Here is an 18,406-nt window from a genome sequence, read left to right on the forward strand (position 1 = left end):
ACCGGGTCCGCGTCGCGATGTCAACTGGATGTCGGGTTTGCCGCACATCTTTCACCTCATCCGGTTACGCCGCCCGGCGAAAGGTTTGTGCAGTTGCCGACCAGGAGAAGTCGCCCATCAACCGCGCCTTCAAACGCCGTTGCCGTAGCGATCTCGTGATGTGTTTGTGATCATTCCCGCTTCGGTGCGCGCGATGCAACGGGAGTGGCACCCCGGAGCGTCTCGGTTATGAGAGCGCGTGCCGGGCACCCGGTCGCGGAGGCATCTCCGGATGTGTCTGCAGTGTGTCCTGGTTTTTGGTGATTTGAACACTTTCCGCATACGCTTGGTTCCGCAGAGTGAATAAGAGGCCCAATAGCAGATCTCGGCTTGACTGGCCCGGATCAGCACACTTGTAATTTCACTCGTGTCGTTCAGCCGTTATCGATCACGGCGAGATCACGGGGACGCCAAGCCAACGGGGACGCAAAAGACAGACGAGGGGCGCACATGACCGAGCTGTTCCAGGAATTGCTGGTCGAGGAGGCGGACGAGGAGCTCGGCTGGCAGGAGCGCGCGTTGTGCGCCCAGACCGACCCCGAGTCCTTCTTTCCGGAGAAGGGTGGCTCCACCCGCGAGGCCAAGAAGGTCTGCCTTGCCTGCGAGGTTCGTTCCGAGTGTCTGGAGTACGCCCTCGCCAACGACGAGCGCTTCGGGATCTGGGGCGGTCTGTCCGAACGCGAGCGGCGGCGACTGAAGAAGGCCGCTGTCTGAACGTGACACGGCAGCCCGGAAAACTCACGGCGCGCGGCCCCGCCGCCGCACCACCCCAACTCCCCATATCCCCCTATAGCGAACACTCCGCCTCCAGCGTCCTGAGCGCCGGAGGCGGACTGCTGTGACGGAGCCGGTCGGCGCGCCGGTGCGAACCATTAGTGTGGGGCCCCGTCCGAGACGCGCCGACGCCCCCCGCCGGGCGCGCGTGTGCCCAGGCGAGTAAGTCCGATGTCCGTCGCAGTGTCTTCCGGGGGCGGTGGCCGCGAGCGACTTCGCCGCGGGTCCCGAACTCCCGGGTCCGGAGGGCCCGTACCTCGATGTCCGTGCACAGCCAGTCGGCGGCCCAGCCCGCCCCATATGCAGCCGCCACGCCAGAGTTCCCGCGGCACGTCGTCACCGCCGTGATCGTCTCCCATGACGGCGCCCGCTGGCTGCCCGACGCGCTCGCCGGCCTGCTCGGCCAGGAACGCCCGGTGCAGAACGCCGTCGGCGCCGACACCGGCAGCGCGGACGAGTCCGCCCGGCTGCTCGCCGACGCCATCGGCGACGAGCGGGTGCTGCATCTCGCCCGCCGCTCCGGCTTCGGCACCGCCGTCGACGAGGCCGTCCGCACCGCCGGCGTCCTGACCCCCGACGACCTGCCCTACCTGCGGCGGCCCAGCGGCTGGGACCCGGTCAGCCGCACCTGGCGCGACGACGCCTACGACATGCCGGAACTGCCGCACGGCGAACCGGTGCAGTGGCTGTGGCTGCTGCACGACGACTGCGCCCCCGCGCCGGACGCCCTCGCCGAGCTGCTGCGGGTCGCCGACGCCAGCCCCTCGACGGTCATCGTCGGCGCGAAGCTGCGCAGCTGGTACGACCGCCGTCAGTTGCTGGAAGCGGGCGTCACCATCGCCCGCAGCGGACGCCGTTGGACCGGCCTGGACCGCCGTGAGCAGGACCAGGGCCAACATGACCAGGTACGTCCTGTGCTGTCCGTCTCCACCGCCGGCATGCTCATCCGCCGCGACGTCTACGAGGAGTTGGGCGGCTTCGACCGCCGGCTGCCCCTGATGCGCGACGACGTCGACCTGTGCTGGCGCGCCCACGCCGCGGGCCACCAGGTGCTCATCGCGCCGGACGCGATCGTGCGGCACGCCGAGGCATCCGCCCGCGAACGCCGCCCCATCGACTGTGTCGGCCGCTCGGTCGCCAACCCGCACCGCGTCGACAAGGCCGGCGCCGTCTACACCCTGCTCGCCAACACCCGGGGCGCGCTTCTCCCGTACGTCCTGCTGCGGCTGCTGCTCGGCACCATCCTGCGCGTCGTCGCCTACCTCGTCGGCAAGGTCCCCGGCCAGGCGCTCGACGAACTGGCCGGGCTCTTCGCCGTCCTGCTGCGCCCGGGCAAGATCCTCGCCGCCCGGCGCAGACGAGGCCGGCCCGCCGTGGAAGCGGCCGACCTGCGGCCCCTCTTCCCGCCGCCCGGCGCGACCGTACGCGCCACCGTCGAGCAGGTCGCCGGCAACCTCGGCGGACGGGCCGCGCCCGATGTGGCGTCGGCCGGCCGGCACGGCGCCGTGGAGTCGGGACCGGGCGGCGACGACGCCGACTTCCTGGAGGTCGAGCAGTTCGCCCGGCTCAAGCGGATCGCCCGCCGGCCCGCCCCGGTGCTCTTCCTGCTCCTGCTGCTGGTCTCGGTGATCGCCTGCCGCGGACTGCTCGGCTCCGGCGCGCTGACCGGCGGCGCCCTGCTGCCCGCCCCCGCGCAGGTGTCCGACCTGTGGTCGGCGTACTTCGACAGCTGGCACGCGGTCGGCGTCGGCGACACCGCCTCAGCGCCGCCCTACCTGGCGGTCCTCGCCGTGGTGGCGACCTTCTTCTTCGGCAGCACCGGCTTCGCCCTCACCCTGCTGCTGGTCTGCTCCGTCCCGCTGGCCGGACTCACCGCCTACTTCGCCTCCCGCCCCCTGGTCGCCTCCCGGCTGCTGCGGGCCTGGGGGAGCATCGCGTACGCCTTCCTGCCCGCCGCCGCGGGCGCGCTGGCCGGCGGCCGCCTGGGCACCGCGGTGCTCGCCATCCTGCTGCCGCTGATGGCGCGCGCCGCCGTCGCCGCGAGCGGGCTGCGCCTGGCACCCGGCACCCGCCCCAGCTGGCGCGCCACGTGGGCATACGCCCTGCTGGTCACCTTCACCATGGCCTTCACGCCGGTCGTCTGGCCGATCGCGGTGGTCCTCGGGATCGGTCTGCTGGTGCTGCGCTACCGCGACGGCCGCCGTGAACTGATGCTCGGCTACGCCCTGCGCTTCCTGGCCGTGGCCCTCGCGCCGCTCCTCGTCCTCGCCCCCTGGTCGCTGTCGCTGCTCACGCAGCCCTCGCGCTTCTTCCAGGAGGCCGGACTCGACTACGGCGCCGGCTCCGCCTCCGTCCTGGACCTGATCGCGCTCAGCCCGGGCGGACCGAAGGCCGCCGGCAGCGTGCTGCTGATCGGCGTCGTGCTGGCCGCGCTCGCGGCGACCCTGCGCGACGCACGGCCGACGGCGATCCGTACGGCCTGGGCGGTCGCGGTGGCCGCTCTGCTGTTCGCCGCGCTGGGCAACGGCTCCGGCTGGACCGGGCCCGCCATGCTCGTCTACGGCCTGGCGCTGCTGTGCGCCGCCGCGGTCGGCGCCGAGGGCATCCGCACCCGCATGGCCACCCTCGGATTCGGCTGGAAGCAGCCGGTCGCCGTGCTGATCGCGCTGGCCTCCGTCCTGGCCCCGCTCTACGCCGCGGTCAGCTGGATGATCACCGGTGCGGCCGGCCCCCTGGAGCGGCGGGACCCGGTGCAGGTCCCGGCGTTCGTCGCCGAGGAGTCCGGGAGCGCCGACCGGGCCCGCACCCTGGTCCTCGACGGCAAGCCCGGGCACGTCGACTACACCCTCGTCCGCGGTTCGGGCGCCCGGCTCGGCGACGCCGACCTGGCCGCCGAGGCGGGCGAGAACGCGCGGCTCGGCGGCATCGTCGCCAACCTCGTGGCCGGCTCCGGCGCGGACCAGACCAACCAGCTCGGCGGCTACGCCGTGCGCTACATCCTGGTCCGGGACGGCGCGCCGCGCGAGATGGGCCGGGTGCTGGACGCGACGCCGGGCATGACCCGGCTCAGCCAGGACGACGGCAGCGCCCTGTGGCGGGTGGACCGGCGGGTCTCGCGGGTCTCGATCGTCGCGGGCGCCGCCCAGGACGGCACCCGCGCGGGCGAGGAGGCCGCGCCGATCGCGGTACCGGCCGGCCCCGTGGAGGCGCACACCGACGTACCGGACGGCGCCGACGGCCGGGTCCTGCGGATCGCGGACGCGGCCGACGAGGGCTGGCAGGCCACCCTCGACGGCACCCCGCTCAAGCCGGTGACGCTGGACGGCTGGGCGCAGGGATTCGCGCTGCCCGCGGGCGGCGGCCGGCTCGACCTCACCCACGAGAACCCGATCGGCCACACCGTCTGGCTGGCCGTGCAGGGGCTGCTCGCCGTGGTCCTGGTGGTGCTCGCGCTGCCGGGCCGTCGCCGCGAGATCGACGACGACCTGCCCGAGGACACCGGTGCGGCGGCCGCGCAGGCCGCGGCCGGAGCCAGCGGCGACGGCCGTCGGGCCCGCAGGCTGCGCGCCGCGGCCCAGGCCGCGGGCGCCCCCGAGGCCGGCATTCCGGCGGCCCGTACCGGCGAGGAGCCGGTCCCCGCCATGAACGGCCCCGCCGACCCCGCCGACCCGATGGCCGGGGCGATTCCGGGCCAGGGCGCGCCGCAGCAGCCGGGCGACCCGTACGCGGCGGTGCCCCAGCAGCAGTCCTACGAGGACTGGCAGGCCGTCCAGCAGGGACAGCCGGAGGCGCAGCCGCCGTATCCCGCGGCCGATCCCTACCAGGCCGGGCAGTACGGCCGGCCGCCCTACCCGGAGGGCGCCCCGTACCAGGCCGACCCGTATCCGGCGGACCCCTACCAGGCGGGCCACTACGACCCGTACGACTACGGGCAGCAGCAGCCGGTCCACGACGGCGAGCAGCCGCCCCCGCCCCCGCCGCCCTACGACCCGGGCGGGCAGCCCCAGCAGCCCTACGACGACGGCACGACCTACCTCGGCTCCTACCCGGAGCCGCGCCGTGACGGGAGCGACCAGCAGTGAAGCGCACCATGATGTCCCTGATCGGCGCGACGGTCGCGCTCGCCGCCGTCACCGGTGTCGCCGCCGTGGCCGCGCCGGACAGCGGCGGTCAGGCCGCGCCCGGCAGCGGCTCCCGCAAGCCTGTCCAGCGCTCATCGCTGCTGTGCCCGGCCCCGACCTCCTCGGAGGTCGGCGAGACGACGTACACCGCCTTCGCACCCAAGGGAGCCGCGGCCGGCGCGGACGCGAAGAAGGGCACCGCCCAGCTGCTGCCGGCCGGCACGGTCGAGGAGAGCGGCGACACCGGCGGAAACAAGAAGGGCGGCAAGGACAGCAAGGGCGGCAAGGGCAGCGGGGACGCTGGCAGCGAGGCGGACGCCGCGCGCCTGCGGACCGTGCCGCCGCGCGACAAGAAGCCCGTCGTACCGCTCCAGGAGGCCGGTAAGCCGGTCACCACGAAGACCGACAGTGCCGACGCCCCCGCGCTGGTGGGCACCGCCGACGGCACCCTCGCGCCCGGCTGGACCGTGCAGCAGACCACGTCCGTCGCGGCCGGCTCCGGCCGTGGCCTCCTCGGTCTGAGCTGCGCCGCGCCGGACACGACGTTCTGGTTCCCGGGCGTGAGCACCCACCGGGACCGCCAGGACTACGTCCATCTGACCAACCCCGACTCCACCCAGGCGGTCGTCGACCTCGAACTGCACGGCAAGGACGGCCCGTTGGAGACCCCGGGCGGCGAGGACATCACGGTGCCGCCGCACACCACCGTCCCGGTGCTGCTGTCGACCCTGACGGGCTCACCGACCACCAACGCCGCACTGCACGTCGTCGCCCGGGAGGGCCGGGTGGGCGCCTCCGTACAGGCCGGTGACGCCAAGCTGGGCAGCGACTGGCTGCCGGCCGCCGCCGACCCGGCGCCCGAGGCCGTGCTGCCCGGCATCCCGGCCGACGCGACCTCCGTGCGGCTGATCGCCGTCGCGCCGGGGGAGGCCGACGCCGACCTGAAGGTGCAGCTGGACACCCCGACCGGTCCGATCGTCCCGGCCGGGCTGGAGACGCTGCACCTCAAGGCCGGGATGACCACGGCGGTCGATCTCAAGGACCTCACCAAGGGCGAGGCCGGTTCGCTGGTGCTGACGCCCGCGGACGGCGCGTCCAAGGCGCCGATCGCGGTCGCGGTGCGGGTCACCCGGGGCAAGGGCGCCAAGCAGGAGATGGCCTTCATCTCCTCGACGCGGCCGGTCGACAAGCGGGCGACGGCCGCCGACAACCGCGCCAAGGGCAGCACCCTCTCCCTGGTGGCGCCCGACAAGGGCAAGGACGCGAAGGTCAAGGTCACGGCCTCGGCGGGCAGCGGCGGCGGCACGCCGGTCAGCAAGACGTACACGGTCAAGGGCGGCACGACGCTCGCTGTCGCACCGCCCCGCCCGCAGGGCCTGAAGGGCTCCTACGCGCTGACCGTGGAGCCCCAGCCGGGCAGCGGGCCGGTCCACGCCGCGCGCACGCTGGCGCAGCCGCAGGGCGGCATCCCGGCCTTCACCGTCCAGCCGATGCCGGACGACCGGGGCTCGGTGGTCGTCCCGACGGCCGGCCAGGATCTGTCCCTGCTGACGGACTGAGCGTCCGCCGGGGCACCCGCGTGCCCCGCCACGGCGGTGGCTCCCGGTGGGCGCGCGGTACGGCCTCAGTCCTGGCCGTACCGCGGGTCCACCGACTCCGGAGCAAGGCCGAGGAGTTCGGCGACCTGTTCGACGACGACTTCGTGCACCAGGAGCGCGCGCTCGTCGCGGTTCTTGGTGCGGATCTCCACCGGCCTGCGGTAGATCACGATCCGGTCGCGGTGCGGGCCGGCGGCCGGCACCGCCCGGCCCAGCGGCACCGCCTCCTCGTCCGCGCCCGCGTCGGGCCCCTCGTCGGGGCCGAAGCCGGGCACGTCCAGCACCAGGAAGTCGACGTCCGAGAGCTGTGGCCAGCGTCGCTCCAGCCGGTCCCGGGAGTCGTAGACAAGATCGATGAAGGCGTCGGCGCGGCTCACCGACAGGGGCACCTGCGGAGGCGCGATCGGTCCGCGCATGCCGCGGCCGTGGCGGTCGCGGCGGCGCTGGCGCGGCTCCGTCGGGCGGGGCGGTACGGGCGTGTCCATCAGCATCGAGCGTAGCCGTCGCGGGACCGCGGGCACCGACGTGCGCGACAACGCGCGCCATGTCGCCGTGTGACCGGTCCGGTCGCTGTTGTGTTTGTTTGCATCCCCGCATGAGATCGCAGATCACCCGCGGAATGACATGAATTGCATCGAATGGCGACGGGATTCCTCGTCCCGGACCGCCCGTCGGCGCCCACCCGGCACGGGTCCGGCCGAGCGGGTGCAGGTCAGACGCATCGGACGAAGCGGGACGACACGGTTGGGTGAGCCGGTGGAGAGTCGTCGCGGCCCGCTCAAGAGTGCGGTACCGTCCAACGTCGTGAGCCCTGTACGTCGCTGTTCGCGCACCGCGTGCGGCCGCCCCGCCGTCGCAACGCTGACGTACGTCTACGCGGATTCGACCGCCGTGCTCGGCCCGCTCGCCACGTACGCCGAACCGCACTGCTACGACCTGTGCGCCGAGCACTCCGAGCGGCTGACCGCCCCCCGCGGCTGGGAAGTCGTCCGCCTCGCCCTCGACTCGGGACCGGCCCGCCCCAGCGGCGACGATCTCGAAGCGCTCGCCAACGCCGTCCGCGAGGCGGCCAGGCCGCAGGAGCGCGCCGCCGGCGGAAACGGCGCGCCACGGACGACGGGCCCCGGCGGGCGGAACTCCCAGCCCATGGAGGTGGCCCGACGCGGCCATCTGCGGGTGCTGCGCTCACCCGACTCCTGATCCCCCGGCGCCACCCCACGGCCCGGGTGGCCGGCGACACCTCGCAAGCGGTTGCTGACAGAGCATTGACGCCGACTTGTCGCGGACACGACCATTCCTCCACTCCCGCATGATCCGCTCGCGGTCGCGGCCCGCCACCGGGCGCCCTTCGTGACCGGGAGCGGCAAGGGGAGCCACCCATGCCGGGAGGTCTCGTGTTCGTCCAACAGCTGGAGCCCATCGCCGACTCGCTCGCCCTGTCCGCCCTCGTCGCCGCAACTCCGCTGGTCACCGTGCTCGTCCTGCTCGGCGCCGTACGGCTGCGCGCCCACTACGCCGGTCTGACCGGTCTCGCCGTCGCCTTCGCCGTGGCCTGCTGGGGATACGGCATGCCGGCCGGCCAGGCCCTCTCCGGCGCCGCCCAAGGGGCGGTTTTCGGGCTCTTCCCCATCCTGTGGATCGTCGTCAACGCCCTGTGGGTGTACCGGATGACGGTCCGCACCCACCATTTCGACGTGCTGCGCCGCTCCTTCTCCCGGCTCTCCGCCGACCCGCGCATCCAGGCCCTGGTGATCGCCTTCTGCTTCGGCGCGCTGCTCGAAGCGCTCGCCGGCTTCGGGGCGCCGGTCGCCATCAGCGCGGTGATGCTGGTCGCGCTGGGCTTCGACCCGGTCAAGGCCGCGGTCGTCGCGCTGGTGGCCAACACCGCGCCGGTCGCCTTCGGCGCCATGGGCACCCCCGTCGTCACCCTCGCCCAGGTCACCGGCCTGCCGCTGGACGCGGTCGCGTCCCTGGTGGGCCGCCAGACACCGCTGCTGGCCCTCGTCGTGCCGCTGCTGCTGGTCTTCCTGGTCGACGGGCGGCGCGGCCTGCGCGAGACCTGGGCGCCCGCCCTCGCCTGCGGGTGCGCCTTCGCCGTCGTCCAGTTCGCGGCCGCCAACTACGTCTCGGCGCAACTCGCCGACATCGGGGCGGCACTGGCCGGGGCCGCCGCGCTGGTCGCGGTGCCCAGCGCCCGCCGGCCGGCCGCCGAGCCGGTACGGGCCTCTGTCCTCACCGGCGTCCGCAGCGACGATCTGGACGCGGAGGACGAGCGCCGCGAGATCGTCCGCGCCTACGCCCCCTACGCGCTGATCGTCGCCGTCTTCTCGCTCGCCCAGGTCCCCCCGGTCAAGGCGCTCCTGGCGCGGGCGACCCGGACCTTCGACTGGCCGCTGCTGAACGTCGCGGGCCCCGACGGCACACCCGTGGGTGGCAACGTCTTCTCGCTCCCGCTGCTGGCCACCGGCGGCACCCTGGTGCTGCTGGCCGGCCTGCTCACCGCCGTCGTCCTCGGCGTACGGGCGGGTGCCGCCGTCCGGGAATGGGTCGCCACGGTCCGGGAGTTGCGGCACGCCATCCTCACCGTCACCTCGGTGCTGGCACTCGCGTACGTCATGAACCTCTCCGGACAGGCCGCCACCATCGGCCACTTCGTCGCCGCGGCCGGCGCCGGACTGGCCTTCCTCTCGCCCGTCCTCGGCTGGTTCGGCGTCGCCGTCACCGGCTCCGACACCTCCGCCAACGCGCTCTTCGGCGCTCTCCAGGTCACCGCCGCCCAGCAGTCCGGGCTCGCGCCGGAACTCCTCGCCGCCGCCAACAGCTCCGGGGGAGTGCTCGGCAAGATGATCTCGCCGCAGAACCTGACGATCGCCTGCGCGGCGGTGGGCCTCGCGGGACGCGAAGGAGATCTGCTGCGCAAGGTGCTGCCGTGGAGCCTGGGCCTGCTGCTGGTGATGTGCCTGATCGTGGTCGGGCAGAGCACCGCCGTCCTGGGCTGGATGCTCCCGTAGACCGGCCCGACGTGGGGCGCGCCCGGGGGACCGGGTGCGCCCCGGCCGCCCACCGCGTGCGACGGCGCACACCGGCCGGATTCACGGCTCTCGCACAGGCCGTGCGGGTAGGTTTGGGGCTCCGTAGAGACCTCAGGAGGGCTGGCTGTGGCTGATCTGTCGCGGATCGTGAAGGCTTACGACGTGCGCGGTGTGGTCCCCGATCAGTGGGACGAGACGCTGTCGGAGCTGTTCGGTGCGGCGTTTGCGGAGGTCACCGGCGCCGACGCGATCGTGACCGGGCACGACATGCGCCCCTCGTCACCCGGCCTTTCCGGCGCCTTCGCCCGCGGCGCCGCGGCCCGCGGGGTGGATGTCACCGAGATCGGCCTGTGCTCGACCGACGAGCTGTACTTCGCCAGCGGCGCCCTGGGACTGCCGGGCGCGATGTTCACCGCCTCGCACAATCCGGCCCAATACAACGGCATCAAAATGTGCCGGGCGGGCGCCGCGCCGGTCGGCCAGGACACCGGTCTCGCCGATATCCGCGCGCTGGTCGAGCGGTGGTCGCGGGACGGCGCCCCGGAGCCGGCCGCGAAGGCCGGCACGATCGTGCAGCGGGACGTGCTGGCCGACTACGCCGCCCACCTGCGGTCGCTGGTGGACCTGTCGGGCATCCGCCCGCTGAAGGTCGTGGTGGACGCAGGCAACGGCATGGGCGGCCACACCGTCCCCACCGTCTTCGAGGGCCTGCCGCTCGAACTGGACGCCCTGTTCTTCGAGTTGGACGGCTCCTTCCCCAACCACGAGGCCAACCCGCTGGACCCGAAGAACATCGTGGACCTCCAGGCGCGGGTGCGCGAGGTGGGCGCCGACCTCGGCCTGGCCTTCGACGGGGACGCCGACCGCTGCTTCGTGGTGGACGAGAAGGGCGACCCGGTCTCGCCCTCCGCGATCACCGCCCTGGTCGCCGCCCGCGAACTCGCCAAGCACCCCGGCGGCACGGTCATCCACAACCTGATCACCTCCTGGTCGGTGCCCGAGGTTGTCAAGGAGCAGGGCGGCGAGGCCGTCCGCACCCGGGTGGGGCACTCCTTCATCAAGGAGGAGATGGCCAAGACCGGCGCGATCTTCGGCGGCGAGCACTCCGCGCACTACTACTTCCGGGACTTCTGGAACGCCGACACCGGCATGCTCGCCGCCCTGCACGTCCTGGCGGCCCTCGGCGGCCAGCAGGGCACGCTCTCGGCACTGGTCGCGCAGTACGACCGGTACGCCGCCTCCGGCGAGATCAACAGCACCGTCGACGACCAGACCGGCCGGCTCGCCGCGATCAAGGCCGGCTACGAAGGGCGCGAGGGAGTGACCCTCGACGAGCTGGACGGGCTGACGGTCACCGCCGCCGACTGGTGGTTCAACCTGCGCGCCTCCAACACCGAGCCGCTGCTGCGGCTGAACGTCGAGGCCCGGGACGCCGCCACCGTCGCCCGCGTCCGGGACGAGGTGCTGGCGATCGTCCGCGCCTGAGCGTGAGGGCAGGCATCGGGCAGCAGGCAGCACACGGCGGGCGGGGCACCGGGGCGGAACGTACCGCTCCGGCCCCGCCCGCCGCGCCACCGCAGCCCCGCGCCACGCCGCCCCGCCCCCACCGGTCACCGGGAAACCACCGCCGAGCAGGCCCCGGCCCCCGGTCCGGCGGTAGGCTGGCTGAGCCGCAACCACCCCGAAGGAGCAGCCCGCCATGCCGGTCGAAGCCAGCCTGATCGAGATCCTCGCCTGCCCGGCGTGCCATGCCCCGCTGAAGGACCGGACCGAGGCCGACCCCAGCGAGCTGACCTGCACTTCCGCCGACTGCGGCCTCGCCTACCCCGTCCGGGACGGCATCCCCGTGCTGCTCGTCGACGAGGCCCGCCGCCCCGCCTGACCGGGCGCCGCCGGGCCCGCCCCGGCACCGCCCGGCGTTCCCCCGCCCGTACCGGCGATCGGAGGCCGCGCACACCATGCTCGACGAGCCACTCCTCGACACCCCGGAGGCGCTGGCCGCCGCCGACCGCTACGGACTGCTCCGCGGGGTCGCCGAATCCGGCGCCCGGGTCCGTACCGCCGCCCGCAGCGCCGCCGAAGCCGGCATCCCGGAACTGACACCCGACGGACGGCCCCGCGCCCTCCTCGTCGCAGGACCCGGCCCGGCCGCTTCCTGCGTCGCCGACCTCCTCGAGGCGCTCGGCGGCGGCAGCTGCCCGGTCACCCTCATCCGGCCCACCGGCGTCGCCCCGCGGCCCGGCGCCCTGCGCTGGGCCCTGCCCGGCTGGACCGGACCGCTCGACCTGCTGCTGCTCGCCGGACCCGACGGCTCCGACCCGGGCCTGGCCGAACTGGTCGAGCAGGCCTACCGCCGCGGCTGCGCCGTCGTCGCCGTCACCCCGGCCGGCGGCCCGCTCGCCGACGCCGTCATCCAAGCCCGTGGCCTCGCCGTGCCGCTGGCGACCACGCCGTACGACGCCGAGTTCGACGTCGAGGGCGCGCCGCCGGCCGCCCCGGGCACCCTGTGGTCGGTGCTCATCCCGCTGCTCGCGCTCGCCGACCGGATCGGGCTGCTCACCGCGCCGCCCGACGAGCTGAGCAAGCTCGCCGACCGCCTCGACCAGCTCGCCGAACGCTGCGGCCCGGCCATCGCGACGTACACCAACCCCGCCAAGACGCTGGCCGCCGAACTCGCCGACGCCCTGCCGCTCATCTGGACGGAAGGCGCCGTCGCCGGCGCCGTCGGCCGGCACTTCGCCACCGTGCTCACCGGGCTGGCCGGCCGCCCCGCGATGGCCGCCGACCTGCCCGAAGCGCTCAGCACCCACCGCCCGCTGCTGGCGGGCGCCCTCGCCGCGGGCGCCGACCCGGAAGACTTCTTCCGCGACCGCGTGGAGCAGCCCGCGGCCCTGCACGCCAGGATCCTGCTGCTGCGCGAGCGGGAGCCGGGGCCGCTGTCCGCCACACGCGCCGCCGTGGAACTCGCCGACCAGTGCGACACCGCCGTCAGCGCCCTCCAACCGGAAGGCGGCGACGACCTGGAGACCGCCGCGGAGCTGCTGGCCATCACGGATTTCGCCGCCGTTTACCTCGCGCTCGCCGACACCGAGTGATCATAAAGAGGCCGGCGCCCGGCACGGCTCGGGCACGGTGCCGCACCCGCCGTGCCCGCGGCGCCCCGCCCCGGGCACACCACGCGCGGGTCCGCGGGACCACCCGATAGAACACGTACGACACCAGGAAGCAGCAGCCCCATGGACCGCCTCGCCAACACCGTGCGCCCCTATGCCTGGGGCTCGACCACCGCCATCCCCGAACTCCTCGGCGTCGAGCCGACCGGCGAACCGCAGGCCGAGATGTGGATGGGCGCCCACCCCGGCGCGCCGTCCCGCATCGACCGCGGTGCGGGCCCCGTCCCGCTGGCCGAGGTGATCGACGCCGACCCCGAGGCCGAGCTGGGCGCCGACGCGGTCCGCGCCTTCGGCCCCCGGCTGCCCTTCCTCCTCAAGCTCCTCGCGGCAGGCTCGCCGCTCTCCCTGCAGGTCCACCCCGACCTCGCCCAGGCCAAGGAGGGCTTCGCCGACGAGCAGCGGCGCGGCGTCCCGATCGACGCTGGGCACCGCAACTACAAGGACGCCAACCACAAGCCCGAGCTGATCTGCGCGCTGACCCCCTTCGAGGGCCTCTGCGGCTTCCGCCACCCCGCGCAGGCCGCCGACCTGCTGGAGGGCCTGGGCGTCGACACTCTCAAGCCGTACGTCGACATCCTGCGTGCCAGCCCCGAGGAGAGCGCCCTGCGCGAGGTCCTCACCGCCCTGCTGACCGCCGAACACGACGCGATGGCCGAGACCGTCGAGCGGGCCGCCGCCGCGGCCGAGCGGCTGGGCGCCGAGGACGGCCCGCACGCCGCCGACTACGCCGCATACGCCGCCACCGCCCACCACTACCCGGGCGACCCCGGCGTGATCGCCGCCATGCTCCTCAACCACGTCCGGCTGCAGCCGGGGGAGGCGCTCTTCCTCGGCGCCGGCCTCCCGCACGCCTACCTCAGCGGCCTCGGCGTCGAGCTGATGGCCAACTCCGACAACGTGCTGCGCTGCGGCCTCACCCCCAAGCACGTCGACGTCCCCGAACTCCTGCGGGTGGTCCGCTTCGAGGCGGGCGACGCGGGCGTACTGCGCCCCGAGGCGGTCAACGGCGAGGAAATCTACGACACCCCCATCGACGAGTTCCGGCTCTCCCGCTTCGTCGTCGCCCCCGGCGCCGCGCCCCACCCGCTGGACGCCCGTACGCCGCAGATCCTGCTGTGCACGCAGGGCACGATCCGGCTGGTGACCCGCGTGGGCTCGGCCGTCGGCAACGGCGCCTCCGGCGAGCTTGCCCTCGCGCCCGGCGAGTCCGCGTTCGTCCGGGCCGGCGAGCACGTCTCGCTCTCGGGCGAGGGCACGCTCTTCCGCGCCACCGTCGTCGCCTAGGGCGTGTCCCCACGGCCCGCCCCGGGACCGGCGGGATTTCCGCGCCGGGCGGTGCGCGGGCCAGGGCCCGAAGGTGGCCTAGTGGCGGCGGCCCGGGGCAGGGCTGCAACAATGACCGCCGCACAGCATTAAAGGGGCGGTAAAGCGTGAGCCCCGTCTACGGAAGGGACATGCGGCACTCATGAGCGCATCAGGCGGGACAAAGGCGATCGTTGCGGCGCTGGCCGCCAACCTGGCCATCGCCGTAGCGAAGTTCGTGGCCTTCGCCTTCAGCGGCTCGTCCTCGATGCTGGCCGAAGGCGTGCACTCCGTCGCGGACTCCGGCAACCAGGGCCTCCTGCTGCTCGGCGGCAAGAAGGCCAAGCGCGCGGCGACCGCGGAGCACCCCTTCGGCTACGGCCGCGAGCGGTACATCTACGGCTTCCTGGTCTCCATCGTCCTGTTCACCATCGGCGGCGTCTTCGCGCTCTACGAGGGCTACGAGAAGATCCACGACCCGCACGAGCTGGACAACTGGTTCTGGCCGGTCGGCGTCCTGGTCTTCGCGATCATCGCCGAGAGCTTCTCCTTCCGTACAGCCATCAAGGAGTCCAACGAGCTGCGCGGCAAGCAGACCTGGGCGCAGTTCGTCCGCCGCGCCAAGGCCCCCGAGCTGCCGGTCGTGCTGCTGGAGGACTTCGGCGCGCTGGTCGGCCTGGTACTCGCCCTGGGCGGCGTCGGACTGACCCTCGCCACCGGTGACGGCATCTGGGACGGCATCGGCACCATGTGCATCGGTGTGCTGCTCGTGCTGATCGCCCTGGTCCTCGCCGCGGAGACCAAGTCGCTGCTGCTGGGCGAGGCCGCGGGCCCCGAGCAGGTCGCCCAGATCCGTGCCGCCGTCGTCGACGGCGAGGTCGTCACCCGCGTCATCCACATGCGCACCCTGCACCTCGGCCCCGAGGAGCTGCTGGTCGCCGCCAAGATCGCGGTGCAGCACGACGGTACGGCCACCCAGATCGCCGACGCGATCAACGCCGCCGAGGCCCGTATCCGCGAGGCCGTGCCGATCGCCCGCGTCATCTACCTGGAGCCGGACATCTACCGCGAGGAAGCGGCCGCCGAGGGCGCCGACCCGGAGAAGACCCCCGGAGGGCACTGAGCCGCCCGCTTCATCCCCCGGACACAATCCGCACGAAGGGCCCCCGCACCGATCCGGTGCGGGGGCCCTTCGTCTGCGCGGCCGCCGCCTCCCTCGCGGGAGCCGGCGGCGGCCGGTCACCCGATCTCGCCGAGCACGCCCAGGATCGCGGCCGTGTCCGGCGCACTCTGCAGCCGGGCCCGGAAGTCCGCGTCCATCAGCTTCCGCGACAGCAGCGCCAGGATCCGCAGATGCTCGTCGCCGGCGGCCGCCGCCGGCACCGAGATCATGAAGACGAGCTTTGCCCGCGTGCCGTCGAGGGAGTCCCAGTCGATACCCGCGGCGGACCGCGCGAAGCCGACGACCGGCGCGGTCACCGCGTCCGTCTTGGCGTGCGGGATGGCGATCTCCTCGCCGAGTCCGGTGGTGCCCTGCGCCTCGCGGGCCAGCGCCACCCGGGCCAGCTCCTCGACGTCCGCGACCTTGCCGGTACCGGCCGCCAGCTCGGCCATCTCCCGGATGGCCGCCTCCTTCTCGTCGGAGACGAGCTGCGTCTTCACGGTCCGCTCGGTGAGATAACCGGAGAGCACTTCGGGGGCTGTCGCCTCGGCGGTGGCGGTGGCGGTGGCGGTGGCGGTGGCGGCGTCACCGGAGTCGGTGGTGGCGGCGGGGGTGTCCCCCTCCGCTGCCGCGCCCTCCGCGGCGGTGGCGGTGGCCGTCACCGTAGCCGTACGGGTCGCGGCCCCGGCCGGTGCGGACGAGTCAGCCGCGCTCCCCGTAGCACCCGCACCCGCTGCGCTTGCCGCGCCACCCGCTCCGACCCCGGCAAGCACCGGCTCAGCCAGCGGCGACGTCGCCGCCGTACCGGACTTCCTGCGCTCCGAGAGGTCCACCAGCGTCACCGTGGCGAGGGCCGTGACCACCGATCCGACGACGACGGCCAGGAAGAACGTCGGCCAGCCGCCCACCGCGCCCAGCACGGCCACGATCGGGCCGCCGTGCGGCACCGCGTCCGTCACCCCGGCCATGCCCGCGAGGGCACCGGCCACCGCACCACCGAGCATGTTCGCCGGGATGACCTGGGCAGGTCGCGCCGCGGCGAACGGGATCGCGCCCTCGGAGATCCCGAAGACCCCCATGAACAGCGCCGCCATACCCGTCTCGCGCTCCTGCTCCGAGTACAGCCGCCGGCGCAGCAGCGTTGCCAGACCCTGGCCGAGCGGCATCACCGGGATCGCGGCGGCACACATGCCCATCACCGTCTGGTTGCCGGAGGCGATCAGCCCGGCACCGAAGAGGAACGCGGTCTTGTTGACCGGGCCGCCCATGTCGAACGCGATCATCAGGCCGAGGATCGCGCCGAGCAGGATCGCGCTGGACCCGGTCATCCCGCCGAGCAGGTCCGTCAGGTGCGTGAACACCCAGGAGATCGGCTTGCCGATGACATAGATGAAGAACAGGCCGAGCACCGTCGTCGCCACGATCGGGATCACGATGATCGGCATGATCGGCTGGACGAACTTCGGAACCTTGGCCTTCTTGATCCACAGCACCAGATAGCCGGCCAGGAAACCCGTGACGATGGCGCCGATGAAGCCCGCGCCCGCCTTGGAGTCGTACAGCGAGCCGGTGTTGGCGATCCAGCCGCCGATCATGCCGGGCACCAGCGCCGGCCGGTCCCCGATCGCGTACGCGATATAGCCGGACAGGATCGGCACCATGAGCTGGAAGCCGATGGTGCCGATGTCGTTGACGTGCTTCCAGAACGTCCCGTCCGGGATGACCAGCCCACCCTCGGGGTTGGTGTGGCCACCCAGCGCCAGGGATATCGCGATCAGCAGACCGCCGACCACGACGAACGGGATCATGTAGCTGACCCCGTTCATCAACGCCTTGTAGGCGACGCTGCGCTCCTTGCCGCCGCCGGCGGGCGTCCCCACGCCGCCCGCGTCGGCCGCGCCTCCGCCGCTGCCCTGGACCGGCGCGCTCTGCACCCGCTCGATCAGCTGCTCGGGGTGGTGGATGCCTTCGGCCACCCCGACCGCCAGAACCTTCTTGCCGGCGAAGCGCGTGCGGTCGACGTCCTTGTCCGCGGCGATGATGATCCCGTCCGCGTGCTTGACATCGTTGTCAGACAGTAGGTTCTCAGCCCCGATCGACCCTTGGGTCTCCACTTTGATCTCGTGGCCGAGGGCGGCGGCGGCCCGGGTGAGCTTCTCCGCGGCCATGTAGGTGTGGGCGATGCCGGTCGGGCAGGCGGTCACGGCGAGCAGCTTCAGCCCCTGCCCGCTCTTCCCCGCGCCCTCGGGGGCATCAGCTGGACTCGTGGTCACGTGGATCTCCTAACGAACGTACGCGCGAGGTCGTGCAGGTGCCCTCGCGCTCCAGGCATCCTGCAACACGTCGGAGCCGGAGCAAAGTGTCCAAGGCCACCTCCGTCGGAGCGCCGGAACACCCCAGCGCACAGCCGTGGCCCCGCCCCGCACCCCTCTCCCGCGCACACAACCAGCCGATGCGGGCTGGGGTCGCTGGGCCGATCGGTGTAGATTCGTGACCAGTGCCAGACGTCGCTGCTGATGGCGGTCGGGCGGCCCGCACCGCGGACCGGCCGAGGGAGAGAGGGCCTGGACGGACTGCGCTGCGGCCAGGGGAGAGGTGCGTCCGCTTCCGCGTACGCTGCTGCCCGCGCCGCAGACTGCCCAGCCCGGAAAATTCACCTCGACCCTCGAGGAGCAGCCCGTATGACGACAGCAGCCAACGGCCAGGACTTCAAGGTCGCCGATCTCTCCCTCGCGGCTTTCGGCCGTAAGGAGATCACTCTCGCCGAGCATGAGATGCCCGGTCTGATGTCGATCCGTAAGGAGTACGCCGCGGCGCAGCCGCTGGCCGGCGCCCGGGTCACCGGTTCGCTGCACATGACCGTGCAGACCGCCGTTTTGATCGAGACCCTGGTAGCCCTGGGCGCCGAGGTCCGTTGGGCGTCCTGCAACATTTTCTCCACTCAGGACCATGCCGCGGCGGCGATCGCGGTGGGTCCCGAGGGCACGCCGGAGGCGCCGCGGGGTGTGCCGGTGTTCGCCTGGAAGGGCGAGAGCCTGGAGGAGTACTGGTGGTGCACCGAGCAGGCCCTGACGTGGCCGAACTCGCCCACCGGCGGCCCGAACATGATTCTCGACGACGGTGGCGACGCCACCCTGCTGGTGCACAAGGGTGTCGAGTACGAGAAGGCCGGCAAGGTCCCGGCGGTCGAGACCGCCGAGAGCGA

At 73.3% G+C, this 18,406-nt stretch carries 13 protein-coding genes; 11 read left to right on the plus strand and 2 right to left on the minus strand.

Annotated elements, in window-relative coordinates:
* Window positions 1–489 precede the first annotated feature (489 nt).
* The 3 genes from ACH4FH_RS37585 to ACH4FH_RS37595 all read left to right on the plus strand — a co-directional run bounded on the left by ACH4FH_RS37585 (window position 490) and on the right by ACH4FH_RS37595 (window position 6,493).
* The gene (locus tag ACH4FH_RS37585; RefSeq protein WP_003983763.1) at window positions 490–753 is read left to right on the plus strand and encodes a WhiB family transcriptional regulator; all 264 of its coding nucleotides are present in this window, start codon (window positions 490–492) and stop codon (window positions 751–753) included.
* A 320-nt stretch (window positions 754–1,073) separates the two neighbouring features.
* A complete protein-coding gene (locus ACH4FH_RS37590) occupies window positions 1,074–4,895 on the plus strand; it encodes a glycosyltransferase (protein WP_398560478.1) in 3,822 nt (1,273 codons plus the stop codon).
* The gene (locus ACH4FH_RS37595) at window positions 4,892–6,493 is read left to right on the plus strand and encodes a DUF5719 family protein (protein WP_398560479.1); all 1,602 of its coding nucleotides are present in this window, start codon (window positions 4,892–4,894) and stop codon (window positions 6,491–6,493) included. The genes ACH4FH_RS37590 and ACH4FH_RS37595 overlap by 4 nt, the downstream gene beginning before the upstream one ends.
* Window positions 6,494–6,558: 65 nt before the next feature.
* Here the strand turns inward: ACH4FH_RS37595 and ACH4FH_RS37600 are convergent, their stop codons facing one another.
* Window positions 6,559–7,017: a metallopeptidase family protein gene (locus ACH4FH_RS37600; RefSeq protein WP_398560480.1), complete on the minus strand. Its 459-nt coding sequence runs from the start codon at window positions 7,015–7,017 to the stop codon at window positions 6,559–6,561.
* Window positions 7,018–7,288: 271 nt separating this feature from the next.
* Here ACH4FH_RS37600 and ACH4FH_RS37605 point away from each other — a divergent pair, with 271 nt between their 5' ends.
* From ACH4FH_RS37605 to ACH4FH_RS37635, 7 genes are all read left to right on the plus strand, one after another.
* Window positions 7,289–7,732, plus strand: a complete 444-nt coding sequence (locus tag ACH4FH_RS37605; protein WP_398560481.1) for a DUF3499 domain-containing protein — start codon at window positions 7,289–7,291, stop codon at window positions 7,730–7,732.
* A 194-nt stretch (window positions 7,733–7,926) separates the two neighbouring features.
* Complete coding sequence (locus ACH4FH_RS37610; RefSeq protein ID WP_398560488.1) at window positions 7,927–9,543, plus strand: L-lactate permease; 1,617 nt, start codon at window positions 7,927–7,929, stop codon at window positions 9,541–9,543.
* A gap of 147 nt (window positions 9,544–9,690) precedes the next feature.
* On the plus strand, window positions 9,691–11,049 hold the full coding sequence (locus ACH4FH_RS37615; protein WP_398560482.1) for a phosphomannomutase/phosphoglucomutase: 1,359 nt from the start codon (window positions 9,691–9,693) through the stop codon (window positions 11,047–11,049).
* A gap of 214 nt (window positions 11,050–11,263) precedes the next feature.
* Window positions 11,264–11,446, plus strand: a complete 183-nt coding sequence (locus ACH4FH_RS37620) for a Trm112 family protein (RefSeq protein ID WP_398560483.1) — start codon at window positions 11,264–11,266, stop codon at window positions 11,444–11,446.
* Between the two features lie 76 nt (window positions 11,447–11,522).
* Window positions 11,523–12,659 carry an SIS domain-containing protein gene (locus ACH4FH_RS37625; protein WP_398560484.1) on the plus strand — a complete coding sequence of 379 codons (1,137 nt, stop codon included), beginning with the start codon at window positions 11,523–11,525 and terminating at the stop codon, window positions 12,657–12,659.
* A 141-nt stretch (window positions 12,660–12,800) separates the two neighbouring features.
* Window positions 12,801–14,021: a mannose-6-phosphate isomerase, class I gene (gene manA, locus ACH4FH_RS37630; RefSeq protein ID WP_398560485.1), complete on the plus strand. Its 1,221-nt coding sequence runs from the start codon at window positions 12,801–12,803 to the stop codon at window positions 14,019–14,021.
* 181 nt (window positions 14,022–14,202) lie between these two features.
* Window positions 14,203–15,162: a cation diffusion facilitator family transporter gene (locus ACH4FH_RS37635; RefSeq protein ID WP_398560486.1), complete on the plus strand. Its 960-nt coding sequence runs from the start codon at window positions 14,203–14,205 to the stop codon at window positions 15,160–15,162.
* 116 nt (window positions 15,163–15,278) lie between these two features.
* Here ACH4FH_RS37635 and ACH4FH_RS37640 read toward each other — a convergent pair whose 3' ends face one another.
* A complete protein-coding gene (locus tag ACH4FH_RS37640; protein WP_398560489.1) occupies window positions 15,279–17,405 on the minus strand; it encodes a fructose-specific PTS transporter subunit EIIC in 2,127 nt (708 codons plus the stop codon).
* 477 nt (window positions 17,406–17,882) lie between these two features.
* On the opposite strand from ACH4FH_RS37640, the gene ACH4FH_RS37645 reads away from it, so the two are divergent.
* Window positions 17,883–18,406: adenosylhomocysteinase (locus tag ACH4FH_RS37645; RefSeq protein WP_398560487.1), on the plus strand; the 524-nt coding region annotated here is incomplete at its 3' end.

Origin of the sequence: Streptomyces sp. NPDC017993, assembly GCF_044328065.1 — a bacterium.
GTDB lineage: Bacteria > Actinomycetota > Actinomycetes > Streptomycetales > Streptomycetaceae > Streptomyces.